This window comes from Parafrankia colletiae (assembly GCF_001854655.1).
Lineage (GTDB): Bacteria > Actinomycetota > Actinomycetes > Frankiales > Frankiaceae > Parafrankia > Parafrankia colletiae.
In genome coordinates this window covers 149,084-168,531 of sequence record NZ_MBLM01000003.1, presented here as the reverse complement: position 1 = coordinate 168,531, position 19,448 = coordinate 149,084, and the positions used below count along the sequence as shown (strand labels likewise).

Below are 19,448 nucleotides of genomic sequence, written 5' to 3'. Positions count from 1 at the left end.
GCCACGGCCGTCCCTCGCCGTTCCGGTCCGCTCCGGCCCGAGTTCCGCTCACTCCTCGATCGGCAGGTCGGGAAGCGCCAGGGCTCCTTCCTCGTGATCGAGCTCGCTCTCGAGAAGGCGGAGCGAGGCAGCGGAGAGCTCGCCGACGTCTCGCCAGAGCTGCAACTCGTCGCGTTCGGCTTCGATCATGACGCGTCGTACCCGGCCGAAGGCGTCTGTCGGGCTCTCCGGGGGAAGGCGCTCGTCGGCAGGGGTGCTGAGCATCTTCAGGCTGTCCTCGCTGCGCCGCTTCCGGTCCTCGGCGACTCTGCTGAGCCGTTCGGCGAGGGGTACGGGGATCGGTTCCCGCTCGCGGAGGGACTGCAGCATGCGCAGGCCGGCCTCGGCAGCGGCGACACGGGCCCGGTCGCGCTGGCGCCGGGCCTCGTCGGCGTCGGCCGTCACCCCCAGCCGGCGCAGCAGGGGCCCGAAGGTCAGGCCCTGTCCGACGAGTGTGACCAGAACGGTGCTGTAGGCGCAGAACAGCAGCAGGTCGCGGTGCGGGAACCCGACCGCGTCGGTGGACAGCGGCAGCGCGAACACGGCCGCCAGTGAGATCACCCCACGCATCCCGGACCACGACAGCGCCACGAGCTCCCGCCTGGACAGATAGGGATGTGGGGACAGGAAGCGCAGCCGCCTGGGCAGCAGCGCGGGCACCAGCAGCCACACCACTCGGGTGAGGACGACGCCACCGATCGTTACCGCGGTCGCGGCCAGCACCGTACCCGGCGGATAGTCCGCGATGGCGGGAAGGACGGCGGCGAACTGCTGGCCGATGAGGAGGAAGACGAATCCTTCGAGCAGGAGGTCCACCAGGCGCCACACCGCGAGGGCGTGCAGCCGGGCGGCTCCGGAGAGCAGTTGCCGCGACTGGTGACCCAGGACGAGTCCGGCGGTGACGACCGCGAGCACACCGGAAGCATGCAGTGCCTCGGCCGGCACGTAGGCGGCGAAAGGGGTCGCCAGGGAGACGGCCGTCTCGGTCACCGGCTCCTCGATCCGGCGCCGCAGCAGCCCGATGAACCAGGCGACGGCGAGCCCGGTGGCGATCCCACCGATGGCCGCGAACAGGAACCGTCCGACGACGAAGGGGACGTCGAAACGTCCGCCGACGACCGCGGCGACCGCGACCGTGTAGAGGGTCAGCGCCGTCGCGTCGTTGAGCAGGCTTTCGCCCTCGATGACGGTGCGTAGCCGATTCGGCAGCCCGACGCGCCGTCCGATGGACAGAGYCGACACGGCGTCCGGTGGGGCCAGCGCGGCGCCGAGGGCGCAGGCGGCGGCGAAGGGCAGGCCTGGCACAGCCGTGACCAGCAGACTGCCGACGAGCAGTGCGGTGGCGACGACGAGCAGCACGGAGAGGGAAACCACCGCCCGCAGATTCGCCCGGATCTCGAGCAGGCTCGAGCCCAGGGCGGCGGAGAACAGCAACGGCGGGACGACCAGGACAAGGACGATGTCGGGCTCGAGCGTCATGTCCGGGCCGGGTAGCAGGGTGTAGACGGCGCTCGCGCCGACGAGAAGTACCGGTGCGGGAAGACCGAAGCGGCGCGCGGTCAGGGCCGCTCCGGCGACGAGAGCCACCGCGAGCAGGCCGAACGCCACTCCACCCAGCACGTGTTGAGTCTGACGGGACGCGGATCCGGTCGCCGACCGGCGGCGGAAGCCGCGCGGTCAACGGTCCGGCGACCGTCGAGCAGCCGGGCTTCGGCGTCGCATGCTCGCCACAGATCGAAGGTGCAGGTTGGATGGTCCCGGGAATGYCGGTACGGAAACAGAGCTGCCTGGCTCGTTCCGGCGAAACARCCAACCGAAGGGCGGTGCCCGTAGTGGGGGCATGGCGCAACTGCCGCCGAGTGCGGGACCCGGCCGTCCGGYGGCGCCATCGGGTGAGCGGTCCAGGTCAGAGTGTTTCCGGGAAACCGCCCCGCACCGCGACTGTTGATACCTGGTGTGCTGTGTGATCCATCGGATGGACATCTCCCGGATTTTGTCCGGAGTCGTGATCGCCGCCGAGGGTCCGTGTGTTTCTCTTTTCCGGAGACAGTCCGGAAAGTCCTGGACTGATGCGCTGCCGGTGGGTGCAGGTAAGGAGTGGGGGCGGCGGTGTACTCTGAGGTATGACAGGGTCGAGTATGCGGTCTATGAAGGCCCGGATCGCCCGAGGAAACGTCTGGACGGCCTACTCTGCGGGCCCGCCTTTGATGAAGGAGATTCATGCTGGGTACCAGAGCGCTCCTCGGCGCTGTCGCGGCCTCCATGGCAAGCCCACGAAAACCGGATGAATACTGGGCGATGGTTGATCCGCTGTGGTCGCGGCGCCGATTGTCCGGGCGCGTCAAGATGGTTTCTCCGGAGACGTCCGACACCTCGACAGTCGTTGTCCGCCCCGGCCTTGGCTGGCGAGGAGGCCTGGCGGGTCAGCACATCGAAGTCGGCGTGGAAATCGAAGGGGTGTGGCATCGGCGGACGTTCTCGCTGTCGTCTCCTCCCCATCGCCCGGACGGCCTCATCGCCATCACGGTGAAAGCCGGGCCGGACGGGCTGGTGTCCAGGAACATCGTGCACGCACTGCGGCCGGGCCGGACCATCCGGCTCGGTCATCCTTCGGRAGGCTTCGTGCTGCCGGAAGAGCTGCCGGCCCGGCTTCTTTTCGTGACCGCCGGCAGCGGGATCACTCCGGTGATGTCGATGCTGCGACACCTGGCCGAGAGCCGGCGGATGCCGGATGTCTTCCTCGCRCACTCCGCGCGGAACGCGTCGGATGTCATCTTCGGTGAAGAACTGCGCCGCATGGCTGTCCGGTTCCCCACTCTGCGCCTGTACGAGCACCACACCCGCCCCGGCGGCCGACGCGCGCCACGGCTGACGATGGCCGCCCTTTCCGCGGTCTGTACCGACCTGCCGGAGCGGATGGCCTGGGTCTGTGGGCCTCCCGGGCTGCTCGACGACGCCGAGTCGTACTGGCGGGAGGGCGGTATCGTCGACCGCCTGCTGACGGAACGATTCCAACCGGTCGTGCGCGCCAGCGACGGGCGGGGCGGACGGGTGCGCTTCGTGAGGAGCGGGCGGGAGATCACCGTGACAGGGGAAACCCCGCTGCTGGTCGCAGGCGAGGATGCAGGCGTCCTCATGCCGAGCGGCTGCCGGGTGGGCGTCTGCCACAGCTGCCTCGTACCCCTTGCCGACGGTCGGGTCCGCGACCTGCGTACCGGCGAGGAACACGGAGCTCCGGGCGATCTCATCCAGACCTGCGTGTCCGCTGCCGGCGGCGACGTCGATATCGATCTGTGAGGAACAGGCTGATGCCAGCACCGACCCATCTCAGCGCCGGTGACATCGAGGAGCTCGGCCGGGAGCTTGACCGCATCCGGGCGGATGTCCTCGCGAGTCGAGGAGAGAGCGACGCCCGGTACATCCGGCGGGTGATCGCGCTCCAACGGGGACTCGAGGTCGGCGGGCGTGCGGTGATGTTCGCCGCCGCGTTGCCGCCGGCGTGGCTGGCCGGCACGGCGATGCTCTCGCTCGCCAAGATTCTCGAGAACATGGAGATCGGTCACAACGTCCTGCACGGGCAGTGGGACTGGATGCGCGACCCCGACATCCACTCGACCACCTGGGAATGGGATTCCGCGGCTCCCGCGAGTCAGTGGAAGTACTCGCACAACTTCGTGCACCACACCTACACGAACGTGCTCGGCCGAGACCGTGACCTCGGGTACAGCATCCTTCGGGTGACTCCCGAGCAGCCGTGGAATCCGGTCTACCTGGCACAGCCGCTCTATAATATGGGGCTCGCGGTCACCTTCGAGTGGGGAATCGCGCTCTTTGATGTGGAGATCGATAGGGCTTTTCGCGGTGAGAAGGCGTGGAGCGACACCCTGAGCCAACTCGGTGAAGCGGTCAGGAAGGCCGGCCGGCAGGGCCTGAAGGACTACGTCGTGTTTCCGCTGCTTGCTGGACCGGCGTTTCTCCCTGTTCTGCTGGGAAACCTCGCCGCGAACATCACCAGAAACATATGGGCACATGCCATTATTTTCTGTGGCCATTTCCCCGACGGGACCTCCACGTTCACCGAGGAGGAGATCGAGGGCGAGAGCCGGGGTGAATGGTATCTGYGGCAGCTGCTTGGCTCGGCGAACATCAGCGGCCCGGGGGTGCTCCACCTCCTCAGCGGCAACCTCAGCCACCAGATCGAGCACCACCTCTTTCCCGACCTGCCCAGCAACCGTTACGCGCAGATCGCCCCGCGGGTCCGCGCCCTCTGCGAGCGGTTCGAGCTCCCGTACACGACGGGCTCGCTGCCTCGGYAGACCGCCCGGGTCTGGAAGCGCATCTGCCGGCTGGCTCTTCCCGGGTCCAGCCGGCGGATGACAGCCGAGACCTCGCCCGAGCGGGTGCTCACCGCCCGCGCCGCATGAGCCGCCGGTCGACTGAGATGACCGTGTCGACGGCCGCGGCTCACTCGGGTGTTCGACGAGTTTTACCAGGTGCGAACCCATCTGTACGCCAAGGTCCGCGGCACCGGGCTGGGCCTGCCCTACGCGCGCCGCGTCTGCGAGCTGCTCGGCGGGCGCCTCGAGCTCGTCGGCAGCCTCGGCGTCGGGCCGAAACGGGTCCCTCGCCCGAGTAACCACCGGTTTCGTCTCGGCACCGCATCGGCACCGCTTCAGCGCCGTCCCGTCACCCCTGCCGTGACCTGGGAGGTTGGCACCGGCGCACGGGGGCAACCCGAAGCCGGGAGCCGACTGCAGGGAGCCGACGGAGGAGCTCACGGAGGGGTTCACATGGATATCAGCGCACTGCGTTCTCTCTACACCTCGCCTGGCCGGTTCGTGACCGCCTACGCGAGTATCGACCCGGTGCTGGAGAACGCGGCGCACCAGTACGACCTGCGGTGGCGCGACCTCGCCGCGGAGCTGGAACGGCGAGGCGCCGGGCGCGAGGCCCGCGAGCTGCTTCTCGCCCAGCGAGGAGACCCGCACCAGCGCGAGGGGGGCACCCGGGTGGTGGTCGTGTCCGGCGAGGGGAAGCAGGCGCACGTGCCGTTCGCGCACTGGCTACCGGGACGGTCCGACGTCGACCTCGTCGACGTCGGCACCCTGCCGCATCTGCGCCCCGTGCTGAACTGGATGGACTCGCGGCTGCCCCATGTGGTCGCCATCGTGGACCGGCTCGGCGTCGACGTCCTCGGCTATGTGGACGGTGCGCTCCCGGTCGCGGCGGTCTCCCAGAACACGACCCGGCCGCCGTGGCACAAGGCGCGCCAGGGCGGCTGGGCGCAGCGCCGCTTCGAAAGCCACGTCGAGGAACACTGGAAGCACGGTGCGAAGGGCGACGCGGAGCTGATCGCGGGAGCCGCCCACGAGACGGCCGCCGAGGTCGTGATTGTCGCGGGCGATACGAAGGCGCTCAGCCTGGTCCGCGACGAGCTGCCCCGTGATGTGGCCGCGAGAGTCGTGGTCGTCCAGGGCAGCCGCGCCCGGGACGGCTCGGTCGACCACCTGGCGGACCGGGTCATGGGCGTTCTCGCGGCGGAGGTGGAACGGCGCCGGGCCGGACTCCTGGACGAGTTCCAGCAGTATCGCTCCCGGGCCAGGTCCCTCGTCGGCGCGGGAAGAGGCACCGGCGCCGGCCGTGGTCCTGCGGCCGGTGCTGGTGCTGGTGGAGAACGCTCTGCCACGGATGCCCCCGCAGGGGGCCGGCCGATGCTGGCTGCCGCCGACGGTCCCGCGGCGACGGCCTACGCCCTGAGCCTGAGCCAGGTGAGCCACCTCCTGCTGGCCGAGGACGGGGCGGGGGACGGTCCCGCCTGGGTCGGCGACGACGTCACCGAGATCGCCGTCGACCCGTCCGGGGCTGACGGTCTGCGGCACCCGGTGCGTGCGTCGCGGGTGGATGCACTGGTCCGTGCGGCGCTGGGAACGGGCGCCGCCGTCCACACCGTCGCGAGCGGCGCACCCGGGTCGCCGACCGACGGGGTCGGCGCCCTCCTCCGGTACTCGGCCGCGCGTCCGTCGATCCCGGACTGACGGTGGCTCCGGCGGACTGACGGTGGCTCCGGACTGACGGTGGCCGGCCGGCCCGGCTGTCTGTCTCGGGTGACCACCGACCCGGCGACTGCGGACGTTCACAGCTCGTTCGGGTGGGTACTCTCAGCGTTCGGGTAGGCCGCTGCGCCGGGAGTCGTCGGGAGTCGCCGGGAGTCGCCGAAGAGGTGTCGCAGCTCCTCCCACTTTCCGCCGCGGGGCGTGTCACGACCGCGGAGGATTCATGGGCCACGGGCGGCGAGGGGGGGTCCTCGCCGGCACGGTCGCGGCGACCCTGCTCACGGTGCTGGTGATCGCCGTCCTCGGCCGGCAGGGCGTCCCGTTCGCTGTGGATGACACTGTGCACCGGTGGGCGCTCGCCCAGCGCGCCGCCGTCGTCACGGACGCGGCGGTCGCGGTGACGGTGACCGCCAGCGGGCCGCCTGCCTACCTCCTGGGCGTGCTGGCGGGGATGATGGCGGCACCTCGGGCCCGGTGGTGGGCCGCCGCGCTCGCGGTCGCCGCACTCGCCGCAGGGCAGCTGGTGCGCCTGGGACTGGCCCATGCGGTGGACCGGGCGCGCCCGCCTGTGCCGGACTGGGCCTGGCAGGCAGCCGGGCCGGCTCTCCCGTCCGGTCACACCACCACGTCCGCGCTGGTGGCGGCAGGCCTTGCCGCCGCGCTGCTGCGGCATGTCCGGCGGCGTTCGGCCCGGATCCTGGCCGTGGTGACGCCGGTGCTCTGGGCCTGCGCGGTCGGCACCAGCCGGATCTACCTCGGGATGCACTGGCCCAGCGACGTCGTCGCCGGCTGGTTGCTGAGCATCGTGATCATCTGCGCGGCGCTGCCGCTCCTCGGGAGGCTCCTGCCGCGCAGCCCCGACCCGCCATGATCACAGCATCGGACCCGGGTATCGGCCCCGGGCCCGATGCCGAAGGCCCTCCCCGGCACGCCTGTTGCTTCGGCACCAGGGCCTCAGGAACTGGCGCCGATTCAGTCGCTGGACTGCTTCATGAGATAAACGGCGGCCTGGGTGCGGCTGGCCAGCCCGAGCTTCTCCAGAATGCTGGACACGTAGTTCTTCACCGTCTTCTCCGACAACCCCAGCCGGGTGCCGATCTGCCGGTTGGTGAGTCCGTCCGCGATCAGTTGGAGAATTTCGCGCTCCCGCTGGTTCAGCGTGGCCATGGCCGGGTCCTCGTTCGGCCCGTCCCGCAGCCGCTCCAGCACGCGGCGCGTCACCGACGGGGCGAGCAGCGACTGACCGGACGCCACGGTCCGGATCGCCCCCACCAGGTCGTTGCCGCGGATCTCCTTCAGCACATACCCCGCCGCACCAGCCATGATCGCCGAGAACAGCGCCTCGTCGTCGTCGTAGGACGTCAGGATCAGGCAGACCACGCCCGGCAGGTTCGACCGGATCTCCCGGCAGACGTCGATGCCGCTGCCGTCGGGCAGCCGCCCGTCCAGCACCGCCACATGCGGTTGCAGTGCGGGAATGCGCCGCAGCGCCTCCGCCGCCAGCCCGGCCTCTCCGACGACCTCGATATCGTCATGCCGGGCGAGCGTCTGACGCAGACCATTCCGCACGATCTCATGGTCATCGAGAACGAACACCCGGATCTTCTCCACGACAGTGACGATACGGACTCCGGAACGTATCGCCAATTCCACCGGCACTGCCTGGCGCCCGTCGGAAAGCTTTGTAACCCAGATAACGCGCGAGCGAGCGGGAACACGACGGGGAGTGYCCACCCCGGCTTCCCGCCCCCGCTCGGACGGGCAGTGCAGTCGCCAGGCGGGCGGCTGGGGCTGCCCAGTGGGGCCCGGAGTCACCCTTCTCCGCCCGGGGCGACCTGCGCCCGGGGCGACCTGCGCCTGGACCGTCCACCAGCGACACGCCATGCCTTCGCCAGCCGCGGCTACACCACCATCCCGACCGCCGCGGGGCTGGACGTCCTGGAGACTCTGCTGGTGCACGGTCGCCGGCGCACCGGGGTGCTCCCCGGCACCCCGCAGTCCTGGGCCCCGCCGGCCGGGCGACGGGATGGACCCCCGGATGCCCGTGTGCCCTCAGCGGGCGGCGGCGCCGGGGCGAGCCGACTGCCGCCCGCGGCGGATCTCCGCGTCGGGACCCGGGTAGATGAAGCTCACGTGGCCGTTGTCGGACCAGCGCACGGCGAAGGGCGGGTAGCCGGCGGTGGAACGGACCTCGAAGATCTCTCCGGTCCGGTCCGGCTGCCCGGTGTTGTGGTGATGGACGACGAGCGTGTCACCGGGCCGAGCCCGCACCGCCCACCGCCGCACGGGCGGTTCGAGCCCGGCGCCGCCGGACCCGGCGCCGTGGCGCGCCCCCGCGGGCGCGCTGTCGGCCACGATCGCGGGTGGGCTGGCCTCGTGGTGCGGCGCGCACGCCTCGTCGGCAAGCGGGTGAACGAGGTCCGCGATCGCGCGTTCGCTGCGGATCAGCAGGTCGTCGACGGAGAGGAGCCCGACGACCTGGCGGCCCTCGACGACGGGGAGGCGGCGGAAGGCATGGTCGCGGAACAGCTCGTGGGCGTGCTCGACGTCCATCCCGGCGGGCACTGTGATCACCTCGGTGGTCATCAGAGTGTCGATCCGGCCGTTGGTGGGGACGGCGCGGGCGACGCCCCGTAGCACGATGTCCCGATCGGTGACGATCCCGACGAGACGGCCGTCGTCCATGACGAGAAGCGCGCCCACACCGCGACGTTCCATCTCCTGAGCCGCGTGCTGGACGCTGGCGGTCCGGTCGACCGTGGCCGGCTCCTTGGTGATCAAGTTACGAATCTCCGTCATGCCTGCTTCCCGTCTCTGGTCGCGCCTGCTTCCCGGGCCCGAGCGGATACCACGGCAGCATTTCGTGTTCCTCTGTGTACAGGTAGCTACCCAGGTCCGGATCTGTGAACCGCGCGACGGCCGCGACGGCGGTGGCGGTCGTGGGCTCGTCCTGCGAGCCCCGCCGCTCGGCCCTTGTCGTGTCCCTTGTCGTGTCCCTTGCCGCAGCCGATCGGTGCGGCGGATCCTGTGACAGCGGCGCGGGCCTGGGCCAGGCGGCCGGTGGTGGCCTGGCGGCCGATCTGCCTGACGCAATCTGCCTGACCCGTATGCCGACGTCGACCTGTCCGCCGGATGGAAGCCCGAGGACCGTGTATGCCCGCCCTTGACCGCCACAGCGACGTCTTCGTCCTCGATCTCGGGGACGGGGAGAACCGGTTCCATCCCGACTGGATCGCCGCCGTCAACGCGGCCCTCGACGAGGTCGAGAAGGCCGACGGTGCCCGCGCACTGGTGACTGCCGCGACGGGCCGGATCTACTCGAACGGGCTCGACCTGACCTGGCTGTCCGCCAACCCCGAGYGGCACCGGGAGTACGTCGACTCGGTACACGAGCTCCTCGCCCGGATGCTCGCGCTGCCGGTGGTCACAGTCGCCGCGGTGCAGGGACACGCGTTCGCCGCCGGCGCGATGTTCGCCCTGGCCCACGACTTCCGGGTCATGCGTGCCGACCGTGGCTACTGGTGTCTTCCCGAGATCGACATCCGGATCCCGTTCACCGCGGGGATGGCTGCGCTCATCCAGGCCCGGCTCGCCCCGCAGACCGCGCACGAGGCGATGCTCACCGGCCGCCGCTACGGCGGGACGGACGCCGCGGCTGCCGGCATCGTCGACCGGGCGGTCGCCGAGGACGCCGTTCGCCCGAGCGCCGTCGAGACGGCTGTCGCGCACACCRGGAGGGCAGGCGAAACCCTCGGTGCGATCAAGGAGCGCATGTACGCTGCCGTGCTGACCGTGCTCCGCGGCCAGGGTTGACGGAGAGCCACGAAGGAGAGCAGCGATGAAGGTCTCGATCGATTCCGACCTCTGCCAGGGGCACGCCCGGTGCTGGGACATCTGCCCCGAGGTATTCGAGGTCGACGAACAGGGTTACGGATTAGTGGCCCTTCCGGAAGTCCCGCCCATCCACGAGGCCAGGGCGCGTGAGGCGGCGGAGAACTGCCCGGAACGAGCAATCACGATCGACTGAGGCGCGTCCGCCGCGGCGGGGCATCAGGCATCGGGGTGCAAGGGCCTCAGTGCCTCGGTCGATCCTGCCGCGGCTGCGACGTTCGTCCCCCGTGAGGGGCACGGCAACCCGGTACCCGCCGCCTCGCGTCGGGCGCCGTGGGAGATCGATTGTCGCCAAAAAGTGTAAATCTGTCCGTGTAGCGCCATAAATGTCCCATTTCTGTCGAAACTATCCGTCGACAGAGGGAGGCATGAGATGTGGCACGGGTCAGCGAAACTGAGGCACCGGATCGGCGGCTGGACCAGCCGGCATCCGCGGGTGAGCGCCGGAGCTGGTGGGATCTTCCTGCTACTGCTCGTCGGCGTTGCCCTGCTGCCGGCTCCGCGGTCGGCCGCGGAGCGGAGCGGCTCCGCGGCCGAGTCCGCCGGCTATCCGGGTGGGGTGATCGCCGGCACCGCGGATCGGGCACCGACACCCGTCCCGTTGCCGCCTGCCTCGACCGCGCGGACGGATTCCTCGGTGCCGCCCGTCCGCGCTGCGGCAGGTCCGGCCTCCCCGGTCGTCGTCGCTGAGCCTGGCGCTCCGGGCGCCGGCGAGGCCGCGGCCGGGCTGGCGTCCACCGCCCCGCGCTCCGGTGCTCCCGGGTCGCCGTCCACGTCGCGCCACCGGACGAAGCCGGGCCCGTCGATGCCCTCGACGGCCGCGGGGGGGCCTGCGTCCGCCTACTACCGGTCGTGYGGTGAGGCGCGCGCGGCGGGCGCCGCCCCGCTGGCTGCCGGGCAGCCGGGCTACCGGGCCGGCCTCGACCCGGACGGGGACGGGGTGGCCTGTGGGCGTGTCGGACCAGCGGCGTGGTGCTCGACCGAGGGCTCGCGAGAGGTCCCCTTTTTGACCCGTTTTGGTTGCTGGATCTCGGGGCTGGGATCGTCCTGACGGGTAACTCTCCGTGTTCTGGTGGCTGCCGTCGAGTCACGAGGCAAGCGGAATGTATTCGTCCGGTTTCCTGGGGTGGCGGTTCGGGTCGGTTGGGCCATCCGAGGCGGGTCCGGGGGCATGCCCCCGGCGTCGCAGGGGGCGGCCACGCCCCGCGCCGGCGCGGGGAGTTCCTTGCTCGTGGGGTGCGAAGCACGTCAATCTGCTCATAGGCGTTGACGATCCGAGCGGCGCCCGCCCGGTGCCGTGCACCTGCCCGGGGTGTGGGACGCGGCTGACGTCGCGGAGACGGACTGTCCGTGGTGCCGATCGGCGCGGGCAAATGGCATGGGAAAGGGCTCGAACTGTGACGGACGACCTGTACTGGGACCCCTTCGACAAGATCGTCGATGTCAACCCGTACCCCGTGTGGCGCCGGATGCGGGACGAGGTGCCGGTCTACCGGAACGACAAGCTCGACTTCTACGCGCTCTCCCGGCACAAGGACGTCGACGACGCGCACATCGACCCGGCGACCTTCAGCTCCGCACACGGCACGGTCCTGGAACTCATGGGCCCGGAGCCGCTGCACACCGGGCAGATCATCTTCATGGACCCGCCGACGCACACCCTGCTGCGGGTGCTCGTCTCCCGCGCGTTCACTCCGCGCCGGGTCAGCGCGCTCGAGGCGCACATCCGGCAGATCTGCGCCGACCTGCTCGACCCGCAGATCGGCGCCGGCGGCTTCGACTTCGTCCAGGACTTCGCGGCCCAGCTGCCCTCGCTGGTGATCTCGCAGCTGATCGGGGTCAACCCGGAGGACCGCGAGGAGATCCGCCAGACGATCGACCAGACCTTCCACATCGAGGAAGGCAAGGGGATGATCAACGACGTCTCCTTCGCCGCCCAGATCAAGATGCACACCTACTTCTCCGAGCAGATCGACATCCGGCGCCGCGAACCGCGCGACGACATGATGACCGGCCTCGCCCAGGCCGAGATCACCACCGACGAGGGGTCGCGCAGCCTGACCACCTCCGAGGCGGCCGACTTCACCAACCTCCTCGTCGCCGCCGGGACGGAGACCGTCGCCCGGCTGCTCGGCTGGGCCTGCGACCTGCTCGACTCGCACCCCGACCAGCGTGCCGACCTGGCCGCCGACTCGTCGCTGCTGCCGAACACCATCGAGGAGACGCTGCGCTACGAGGCACCGTCGCCGGTGCAGGGCCGCACCACCACGCGGGACGTCGAGCTGCACGGCACGACGATCCCGGCGGGGTCGCGGGTGCTGCTGCTGACCGCCTCGGCCGGCCGTGACGAGCGGGCGTACCCCGACGCCGACACGTACGACATCAGGCGCAGGTTCGACAGCCACGTCTCGTTCGGGCGCGGCCCGCACTTCTGCCTGGGCGCGGCGCTGGCCCGGATGGAGGGCCGCATCGCCCTGGAGGAGGCACTGCGCCGCTTCCCGAACTGGGAGGTCGACCGGGACCGCGCCGTGCGCCTGCACACCAGTACCGTGCGCGGCTACGAGAAGCTGCCGGTCATCGTCTGACCTCACCCCGAGGGCACGTGCTCGGGCCTCGTCGCCGGTGGCTCGCGGCGGCACAGCTTCCGCCGCGAGCCCGGCCGCCCCTGCCAGGCACCACTGCCCGGGCGGGAGCGGCGCAGGCGGGACCAGCGCGGGCGGCCGGTGGCGAAGCGTGAATGCGCAAAAACCGGCAACCTTCTTCATACCGGGCCGCATGGTAATTCGGGCGTTCTGCGGGGTGCTGGTCGAGGTGTTCCCGGCCTCGGGTACGGCTGTGAGTGACCTGGATCGTCCGGGAAGAGTTCCCGTGGTGGTCCGGCGCGCCAGGACCCAACAGAAATCTGCTCCCGGACAACGCTTCTTCACTTCCGCGCGGCAGGCCGATCAGGGCTTCCCCGGCCGGTATCGTGTTCCAACGAACGTGGTGGTGGCCGGCGAAGTCAGTCACCACCAGTCCTCATCGTGGAGGTTTCGCATGAAGCGTGCCGGGCTTGTCGTCATGTTCCTCGCTCTCGTCGGCGGTGGTTTCCTCGTACGGCGTCAGCGCGGCCAGTAGGGGCCTTGCGGGCGGCGGTCGCCGCCCGCGAAATCGCCCGTTGATCGCCTCGGCGGCGCGGTCGGGGTCAACCTAGACTTCGGCGGGTGCACCGACCCGACGCTGCGATCTTCGATGTACTCGGCCCCGGCCTTGAAGAGGCGGTCGTCGACTACGCACGGTCGAGGATGAATCTCGATCCCGCCCCGCTGGACGGAACGGCCGCGCCGGCCGAACTCGCGCGACAGGCGGGGCGCACGATCACCCCGGATGGTGTCGGCGGGCTCGCGGCCCTGCGGGTCTTCGACGAGGTTCTTTCACGGGCGTGCATATCGGCCGACCACCCGCGCAATCTGGCTTTCATCCCGGCTGCGCCGACACGGGCGTCGATCCTGTTCGACCTCGTCGTCGGTGCCTCGTCGATCTACGGCGGGAGCTGGCTCGAGGGCAGCGGTGCCGTCCACGCCGAGAACGAGGCGCTGCGTTGGCTGTCCGATCTGGTCGGCTTCCCGCCCAGAGCCGGTGGCGCGTTCGTGCAGGGCGGCACGGTCGGGAACCYCTCAGCGCTGGTCGCGGCGCGGCACGCTGCGCGTGCCCGCCGAGTGGCCCTTGGGCTGCCGCTGCCAGCCCGCTGGTGCTTCCTGTGTGGGGCCGAGGCCCATTCGTCGCTGCGGCAGGCCGCCGAGGTGATGGATGTCGATCTCGTCTTCGTCCCCGCCGACGGCGGCGGCCGGCTGACCGGGGCCGCGGTGGCTGCCGCGCTGGACGCCCACAGCCTGGACCCGGTCGAGGGCGATGCCACCGGCCGGAACGCGCCGGGTACCGAAGTGTTCGCGGTCGTCGCGACGGCGGGGAGCACCCAGTTCGGGATCGTCGACGACATCCGCGGGATCGTCGATGCCGCGCACGCCCGGGACGTCTGGGTGCATGTCGACGGCGCCTACGGTCTTGCCGGCATCGCCGCGCCGTCCGTCCGCCACCTCTTCGCCGGGGTCGGTGCTGCCGACTCCTTCATCGTCGATCCCCACAAGTGGCTGTTCGCGCCGTTCGACGCCTGCGCGCTGGTCTACCGCGATCCCGCGACGGCCCGGCTGGCGCACGCCCAGCAGGCGGGCTACCTGGAGGTCCTCGATCGGGACAGCGCCTGGAACCCGTCCGACTACCAGATCGGGCTGTCCCGGCGGGTGCGCGGCCTGCCGTTCTGGTTCTCCCTCGCCACCTACGGGACGCAGGCCTACGGACGGGCGGTGGAGCGCTGCCTCGCGACGGCCCGCGCCGCGGCGGACCTCGTGCGGGAGCTGCCCTACGCGGAGCTGGTCCGCGAGCCGGAGCTGTCGATCGTCGTCCTGCGCCGGCTCGGGTGGTCGCCGTCGGACTACCACCGGTGGTCCGAGTGCCTGCTGCGCAGCGGGCTGGCCTTCGTCACCCCGACCGTGCACAACGGCGAGACGGTGACCCGCTTCGCCATCGTGAACCCGCGGACGACCCCCGACGACGTCCAGCGCATTCTCGCCACCATGGCGGACGGCGCCCTTCTCACCCACTGACGGCGCCACCGCCCGACGTGCCGCGGGCCAGTCTCTCCGCAGGGCAGACCCGAGGGATGTAACCGGGGATGCGGCTGGGCCGGAAAGGCGGACGGCCGGGCCCGGACTGGGTGCGTCCGGGCCCGGCCTTTCCCTGCCTCTGAACACGATCGAAGCTGACCGGGATCAGACCGGTCACATCACAGGATCGGCGAACAGTCGGACCGCAGGGAATCAGGAAATGACTGACAGGCGGCTGTGGCGGCTGTGGCCGCTGCTGGCCGCGTCGCGCCGAGGAACGAGGGTCAGTACCCCACCGTGTAGCGCTTGTTGCGGAACTTCGGCTTCTCCGCCTCGTCCAGGACGGCGATGGCGAAATCCTCGTGCGAGATTCCCATGTTGCCCTGGGAGTCCATCACCGGGCGGTCGCCGGCGGTGCGGTAGGCCTCCCGGCGACGCCCCGGGCCGAAGTTGCGCGGCGGCGGGGTGATGAACGACCACTTCACGCTGCCCTTGGCGGCGCGGAGCACATCAAGCGCGTCAGCCTGGTCGAGGGCCTCCTTGCGCTCGCCTGCGGGGAACTCCTGCGTGTCGACGATCCGCTCGCCGTCGGTGTTCTCCAGCAGCCCACCGTTTCCGACGTGAATGACCGAGGGAGCCTTGTTCCCGAGCTTGCTCGCGACGTCGACCATCACGCGGGCGACGTTCGCGTGCTCGGGGCGGGCACACCCGGCCAGCGCGATCACGACCACGTCGGCGCCCTGCGCCTGCTGGGCGACGACGTCGCGGGACGTGACATCCCCGGTCATCGCGTTGGCCTTCCGAGGAAGCGACTTCATCTGGTTCTGGTCCTGGTCGACCGCCGTGACCTCGTGACCGCGCTTGACGGCCTCGGCGACGATGGACCGACCTACCTGACCACCGGCACCGAGAACAACGATCCTTGCCATTACTGACCTCCGGATTGCGTTGACTGAGCCACCGTGGAAATCGATCCGCTGGATGTGGCGTAACAGCGGCATGGTCACGGTCGTTTACCTTGCGCATCGACTATGACACGCTCCGGAGTCACTGCAACCCGAGTCTGTCTACGATCGATCGAAGAATGAGATCCGGAATGCGAGATCGCACACGGTGCGGTGTCGTCGCCGCAGGTCCTCGGTCAGAGGAAGCTCGCCTGGGTGACCTACGTCGACCGGCCAGCTCCAGCGGGCAGGACCGGAATGTCGGAACGGTCCGTAGATGCGGGTGTGGTGGCTTCCGATAGTGGAGGTGTCGCCCAACGGAAACTGGCCACCAGGACCCGGTGCCGGGAGGTCTTCCTCTCGTCGGCCGTTTTCGTCCGCCCGGCCAGACTGCCTGGTGACGAGTGGGCGGAAACTTCGGCCAGTTAGCCGCTTGTGTCGCTCTATTCGTCGCGGCGACGTCCACGCATGACGAGTGTCCACAGCGCGGTTCTAAAATCGTGAAACGCAAATGCGATTGCGGATCCGACGATAAGTGGAATTATCAGGCGCGCCAGTCGAGGGAGGCTGTCGCCGATAAGTGCGTCGAGAATGGCGTTACTGGTGTCTCTGCTTTGACTTGCCCACCAGAGGCCGAGAAATGTCGCCGAGGCCAGGTACATTGCGATTTTGTGCAGGAGTAAACTGCTTGCAAGTCGTTCGAGCGCTTCGTTCTCGTTTTCGTCCGGTCGCCTGGTGCGACGTCGATTTACACGCAGACGTAACTCGCGCCGTGCCTGCGGGCCTGGATGGGCCCGCAGGACGGGTCTCTGCAGCGTATAGAACTGGGCGCGACCGATTGGTTCGCCAATCGGAATTCTGAGCGCACGAGGGCTCACATTTGTCATGCTCAGATAGATTGGCCCGGTGGAGCCTGGATCGACGTAGGTGTTTCCGGCTGCGATTCCGGAAGAAAACAGCTGGCCGAGCACGATTACTTCGGCATAGAGATACGGCGGTAGGTTAAGGTGCTCTGCCGTGTAGATCTTCAGTGTGGCGCCTGGTTCGATGACGATTTCATTGTCCGAAACGCCGTATTCGACGTGCCCGGTGTACTCCCCGTCGTAGATCAGTTTCTCCACGACTGCTGAGGCGTGGACTTCGTACGAAGCGTACTTTGCCGAATCCGAATCGTAGGCGCCGGTAATCAGCCCGAAGTCCTCGGCTGCGTGCCGAATCTGCTCATCGGTGAGCATGAAACTGCCGCCGCCAACCCGCCTTCGCTGCCCGGGTCCCGGCTGCGGTTCGGCGTCGTCACTCGGATTGTCCCGACCGATTACTCCTGCCACGACATCACCCGCTCTGGCTTGATCCGCACCACTATGCGCTCGGCAAATTTTCTCTTATCGCGGCCCAGGTATCGGCGGGCCAGACGCTGGAGGTGCCTGCCGCCACCATCGGCCGTCATCTCGACGGCCGTGCCCTCAATTACTGTCCACATCGCCGAGTTAGATGCTGAGACAAGGCTGATGGCGACATGAGGATTCAGTCGCAGATCCCGTATCTTCCTGGTTTCGGCCCCCAGGTTGACTACCACGCAGCCTGCGTGCTCATCAAAGTCAAGCCATACCGGTGTTACATGGGGTCGAGATCCTCGCGACGTTGCGAGATGACCGATCGTGGCAGAGCGCAACAGTGCGACTACATGTTCGGGTACGACATCTGTCGACATTCAGGCTCCTACGGGCGCTACTTGTAGCCGCCGCTTCATACGTTGCGTGACTGCAAGTGAGTTCATGATAGAACACGCACTTGCCCAGTCGGACGAGAGCTCGTGGATGACCCTCGACAAGGCGGTCGACAGTGTGGTCCGGTGACCGCATGGTCTACTGTCTGTAATTTTCGGAACCCGCCCGCCAAAGGCGATCTCACTTGTGTCGCGGGCGGCGTTATTGGCGGCTTTGTCTCATTCGGCATCACGGATCTCTGTCGCCGAACCGGGCCCAGCACCTGACCGCACAACGGGTCGCCAGTTCGGTCCTTTTCACCGCTCTGCGGTGGGCGTCTTCGCAGGCAGGTCGTCCACCCCGCGGCTCCCGGCCCACCGGAAGACCCCACGGACCAGCCCCGAAAAGCACATAGCCCCGAACCCAAGATCGTAGGTTCAGGGCTATGTGTGATGTCCCGAGACATCACAGCGCGGTGGAGGTGGGATTTGAACCCACGGAGGGGTTGCCCCCTCACACGCTTTCGAGGCGTGYGCCCTCGGCCACTAGGCGACTCCACCGCGGGCTAGCTTACGCGACGCCGTCCCGGTCCGGTCGACCGGGGGGTCGGTGTCCGGTTCGCGGGGCCGGTCAGCCGTCCGTCGACCCCGCGACGGCGGGCCGGCCGCGCCCGCTGTCGCCGCGGGCGGGACGGGAACGCCGGGCGCCGAAGAAGCCGGCCAGCTGCTCCGAGCACTCCTGCCCGCGGACACCGGAGATCACCTCGGGACGGTGGTTCAGCCGCCGGTCGCGGACGACGTCCCACAACGAGCCCACGGCGCCGGCCTTCTCGTCGACGGCGCCGTACACGAGCCGGTCGATCCGGGCGAGCACCAGCGCCCCCGCGCACATCGTGCACGGTTCCAGGGTGACGACGAGCGTCGTCCCGTCCAGGCGCCAGGAGCCCAGCATGCCCGCCGCAGCCCGCAGCGCGATCACCTCCGCGTGTGCGGTCGGATCGCCACCGGCCTCCCGGGCGTTGTGCCCGCGGCCCAGTACCCGGCCGTCAGCGGTCACGACGACGGCGCCGACCGGCACGTCGCCGGCGGCCTCGGCCAGCGCGGCCTCGGCCAGCGCGAGACCCATGGCCTCGCGGTACCCGTCCGCCGCCAGCGGCACCGGCCCGTCCCGGCCGATCGCGACCGCGACGGGCCCGGCGGAAACGCCCTCGACCGCGCCGTCCCGCGCTGTGCTGTCCCGCGCCGCGCTGTCCCGCGCCGCGCCGCGCCGTACCGCGAAGCTCTCGACCGGAACGTCAGCCACGGACGTCGTCGAAGATCTCCCCGGCGCCGGCCCGTTCACTGACCGCGCTGATCACGTCGGCGGGCAGCATGCCCTCCTCGGCGATCAGCTCGAGCAGCGCCTCCGTGGGCGTCCCCAGATCTGCGAGGAGGTCCAGATCGCCGACCGGTGAGGCCTGCCCGACCGGTGCATCGTCGTCCGAGTCGTCATCGAGCCCGGCCATCGACGGCAGGGCGTCGGCGAACAGCCGCTCGGCATGGTCGGAGGTGAGCAGCACGCGCCGATCCGAAAGGAAGACCTTCGGGTCGGGATCACGCGCCGTGATCCGCACGATGGCGAGGTACTCGTCGTCCTCCTCGACGAACGCGATGACCGTCCCCGAGGAGAGGTCGTGCATCGCGTCGACGAGCGAGTCGAGATCCTCCATGTCGGCGATGTCGAGGTCGTGGGCCGTCCATCGCCCGGCGTTCTGGGCGATCGCTATCCCCTTGGTGGTCACAGTTCGTCCTCACGTCCCTTCCCGCCGGGTCTGCGTCGGTTCCTCAGGCGATCTGCGCTCCTGCCGACCCGGGGTGCTGCCGTGTCCCTTCTGTGATTCTCACCTTCGAGCGTCCTACTCATCCATCAGGGGCCGGGCATGCCTACTCGAGAGTGCTCCGCCCCACCGGCGGGCGCCCGGGGGGGCGCACCCTTCGGCACCGTCCCGCCTGCGGCAGCGCTCCCGTGTCGGCGCGGCCGGGACACCGTGGGGCAGGGGGCGGCCTGACAGAACACGAGAAAGACACAGTGGGGCACGAGAAGAGCACAGTGGGGCACGAGAAGGGCGCGGCGGGGCGCGGCGGCAGGCTGCGGCGGTCGGCGGCGGCGGGAGCGATCGGCGTGAACCGGCAC

Annotated in this window: 18 protein-coding genes and 1 tRNA gene; 10 read left to right on the top strand and 9 right to left on the bottom strand. The window is 69.7% G+C overall.

Going from position 1 to position 19,448, the window contains the following annotated elements; all coding sequences use genetic code 11:
- Window positions 1-48: 48 nt before the first annotated feature.
- Entirely contained in the window at window positions 49-1,659 is a 1,611-nt protein-coding gene (locus CC117_RS03025) for a Na+/H+ antiporter (RefSeq protein ID WP_071082212.1), read from the bottom strand.
- Window positions 1,660-2,259: 600 nt separating this feature from the next.
- On the opposite strand from CC117_RS03025, the gene CC117_RS03020 reads away from it, so the two are divergent.
- From CC117_RS03020 to CC117_RS03005, 4 genes are all read left to right on the top strand, one after another.
- A complete protein-coding gene (locus tag CC117_RS03020; protein WP_071082211.1) occupies window positions 2,260-3,336 on the top strand; it encodes a ferredoxin reductase in 1,077 nt (358 codons plus the stop codon).
- 11 nt (window positions 3,337-3,347) lie between these two features.
- Window positions 3,348-4,463 (top strand): fatty acid desaturase family protein, encoded by a 1,116-nt coding sequence (locus tag CC117_RS03015; RefSeq protein WP_071082209.1) that lies wholly within the window; start codon window positions 3,348-3,350, stop codon window positions 4,461-4,463.
- A 366-nt stretch (window positions 4,464-4,829) separates the two neighbouring features.
- Window positions 4,830-6,074 (top strand): baeRF2 domain-containing protein, encoded by a 1,245-nt coding sequence (locus CC117_RS03010; protein WP_071082286.1) that lies wholly within the window; start codon window positions 4,830-4,832, stop codon window positions 6,072-6,074.
- A 241-nt stretch (window positions 6,075-6,315) separates the two neighbouring features.
- Window positions 6,316-6,963, top strand: coding sequence for a phosphatase PAP2 family protein (locus CC117_RS03005; protein ID WP_071082207.1), 648 nt, complete (start codon window positions 6,316-6,318; stop codon window positions 6,961-6,963).
- A 101-nt stretch (window positions 6,964-7,064) separates the two neighbouring features.
- Here CC117_RS03005 and CC117_RS03000 read toward each other — a convergent pair whose 3' ends face one another.
- Together CC117_RS03000 and CC117_RS02995 are read right to left on the bottom strand one after the other, a co-directional pair.
- Window positions 7,065-7,703 carry a response regulator gene (locus CC117_RS03000; protein WP_407671460.1) on the bottom strand — a complete coding sequence of 213 codons (639 nt, stop codon included), beginning with the start codon at window positions 7,701-7,703 and terminating at the stop codon, window positions 7,065-7,067.
- 441 nt (window positions 7,704-8,144) lie between these two features.
- Window positions 8,145-8,891, bottom strand: coding sequence for a CBS domain-containing protein (locus CC117_RS02995; protein WP_071082206.1), 747 nt, complete (start codon window positions 8,889-8,891; stop codon window positions 8,145-8,147).
- Window positions 8,892-9,245: 354 nt separating this feature from the next.
- Here CC117_RS02995 and CC117_RS02990 point away from each other — a divergent pair, with 354 nt between their 5' ends.
- The 6 genes from CC117_RS02990 (at window position 9,246) to CC117_RS02970 (ending at window position 14,626) form a co-directional block, all read left to right on the top strand.
- On the top strand, window positions 9,246-9,905 hold the full coding sequence (locus CC117_RS02990; RefSeq protein WP_071082204.1) for an enoyl-CoA hydratase-related protein: 660 nt from the start codon (window positions 9,246-9,248) through the stop codon (window positions 9,903-9,905).
- Window positions 9,906-9,930: 25 nt separating this feature from the next.
- Window positions 9,931-10,119: a ferredoxin gene (locus tag CC117_RS02985; RefSeq protein WP_018639066.1), complete on the top strand. Its 189-nt coding sequence runs from the start codon at window positions 9,931-9,933 to the stop codon at window positions 10,117-10,119.
- A 300-nt stretch (window positions 10,120-10,419) separates the two neighbouring features.
- Complete coding sequence (locus tag CC117_RS37825; RefSeq protein ID WP_241829781.1) at window positions 10,420-11,034, top strand: excalibur calcium-binding domain-containing protein; 615 nt, start codon at window positions 10,420-10,422, stop codon at window positions 11,032-11,034.
- 346 nt (window positions 11,035-11,380) lie between these two features.
- Window positions 11,381-12,568 carry a cytochrome P450 gene (locus CC117_RS02975; protein WP_071082200.1) on the top strand — a complete coding sequence of 396 codons (1,188 nt, stop codon included), beginning with the start codon at window positions 11,381-11,383 and terminating at the stop codon, window positions 12,566-12,568.
- Window positions 12,569-12,716: 148 nt separating this feature from the next.
- The gene (locus tag CC117_RS36975; protein ID WP_131803000.1) at window positions 12,717-13,100 is read left to right on the top strand and encodes a hypothetical protein; all 384 of its coding nucleotides are present in this window, start codon (window positions 12,717-12,719) and stop codon (window positions 13,098-13,100) included.
- Between the two features lie 167 nt (window positions 13,101-13,267).
- Entirely contained in the window at window positions 13,268-14,626 is a 1,359-nt protein-coding gene (locus CC117_RS02970; RefSeq protein WP_241829780.1) for a pyridoxal phosphate-dependent decarboxylase family protein, read from the top strand.
- A gap of 284 nt (window positions 14,627-14,910) precedes the next feature.
- Here the strand turns inward: CC117_RS02970 and CC117_RS02965 are convergent, their stop codons facing one another.
- From CC117_RS02965 to CC117_RS02950, 6 genes are all read right to left on the bottom strand, one after another.
- On the bottom strand, window positions 14,911-15,555 hold the full coding sequence (locus tag CC117_RS02965; protein WP_071082196.1) for an NAD(P)-dependent oxidoreductase: 645 nt from the start codon (window positions 15,553-15,555) through the stop codon (window positions 14,911-14,913).
- A 458-nt stretch (window positions 15,556-16,013) separates the two neighbouring features.
- Window positions 16,014-16,898, bottom strand: a complete 885-nt coding sequence (locus CC117_RS36970; protein ID WP_131802999.1) for a dCTP deaminase domain-containing protein — start codon at window positions 16,896-16,898, stop codon at window positions 16,014-16,016.
- Entirely contained in the window at window positions 16,886-17,281 is a 396-nt protein-coding gene (locus CC117_RS40230) for a pyridoxamine 5'-phosphate oxidase family protein (protein WP_084131375.1), read from the bottom strand. The genes CC117_RS36970 and CC117_RS40230 overlap by 13 nt, the downstream gene beginning before the upstream one ends.
- Before the next feature lie 468 nt (window positions 17,282-17,749).
- Window positions 17,750-17,836: transfer RNA gene (locus tag CC117_RS02960), tRNA-Ser, on the bottom strand.
- Between the two features lie 70 nt (window positions 17,837-17,906).
- Window positions 17,907-18,401, bottom strand: coding sequence for a tRNA adenosine(34) deaminase TadA (gene tadA, locus CC117_RS02955; RefSeq protein ID WP_071082285.1), 495 nt, complete (start codon window positions 18,399-18,401; stop codon window positions 17,907-17,909).
- A gap of 169 nt (window positions 18,402-18,570) precedes the next feature.
- On the bottom strand, window positions 18,571-19,056 hold the full coding sequence (locus CC117_RS02950; protein WP_071082194.1) for a tRNA adenosine deaminase-associated protein: 486 nt from the start codon (window positions 19,054-19,056) through the stop codon (window positions 18,571-18,573).
- Window positions 19,057-19,448 lie beyond the last annotated feature (392 nt).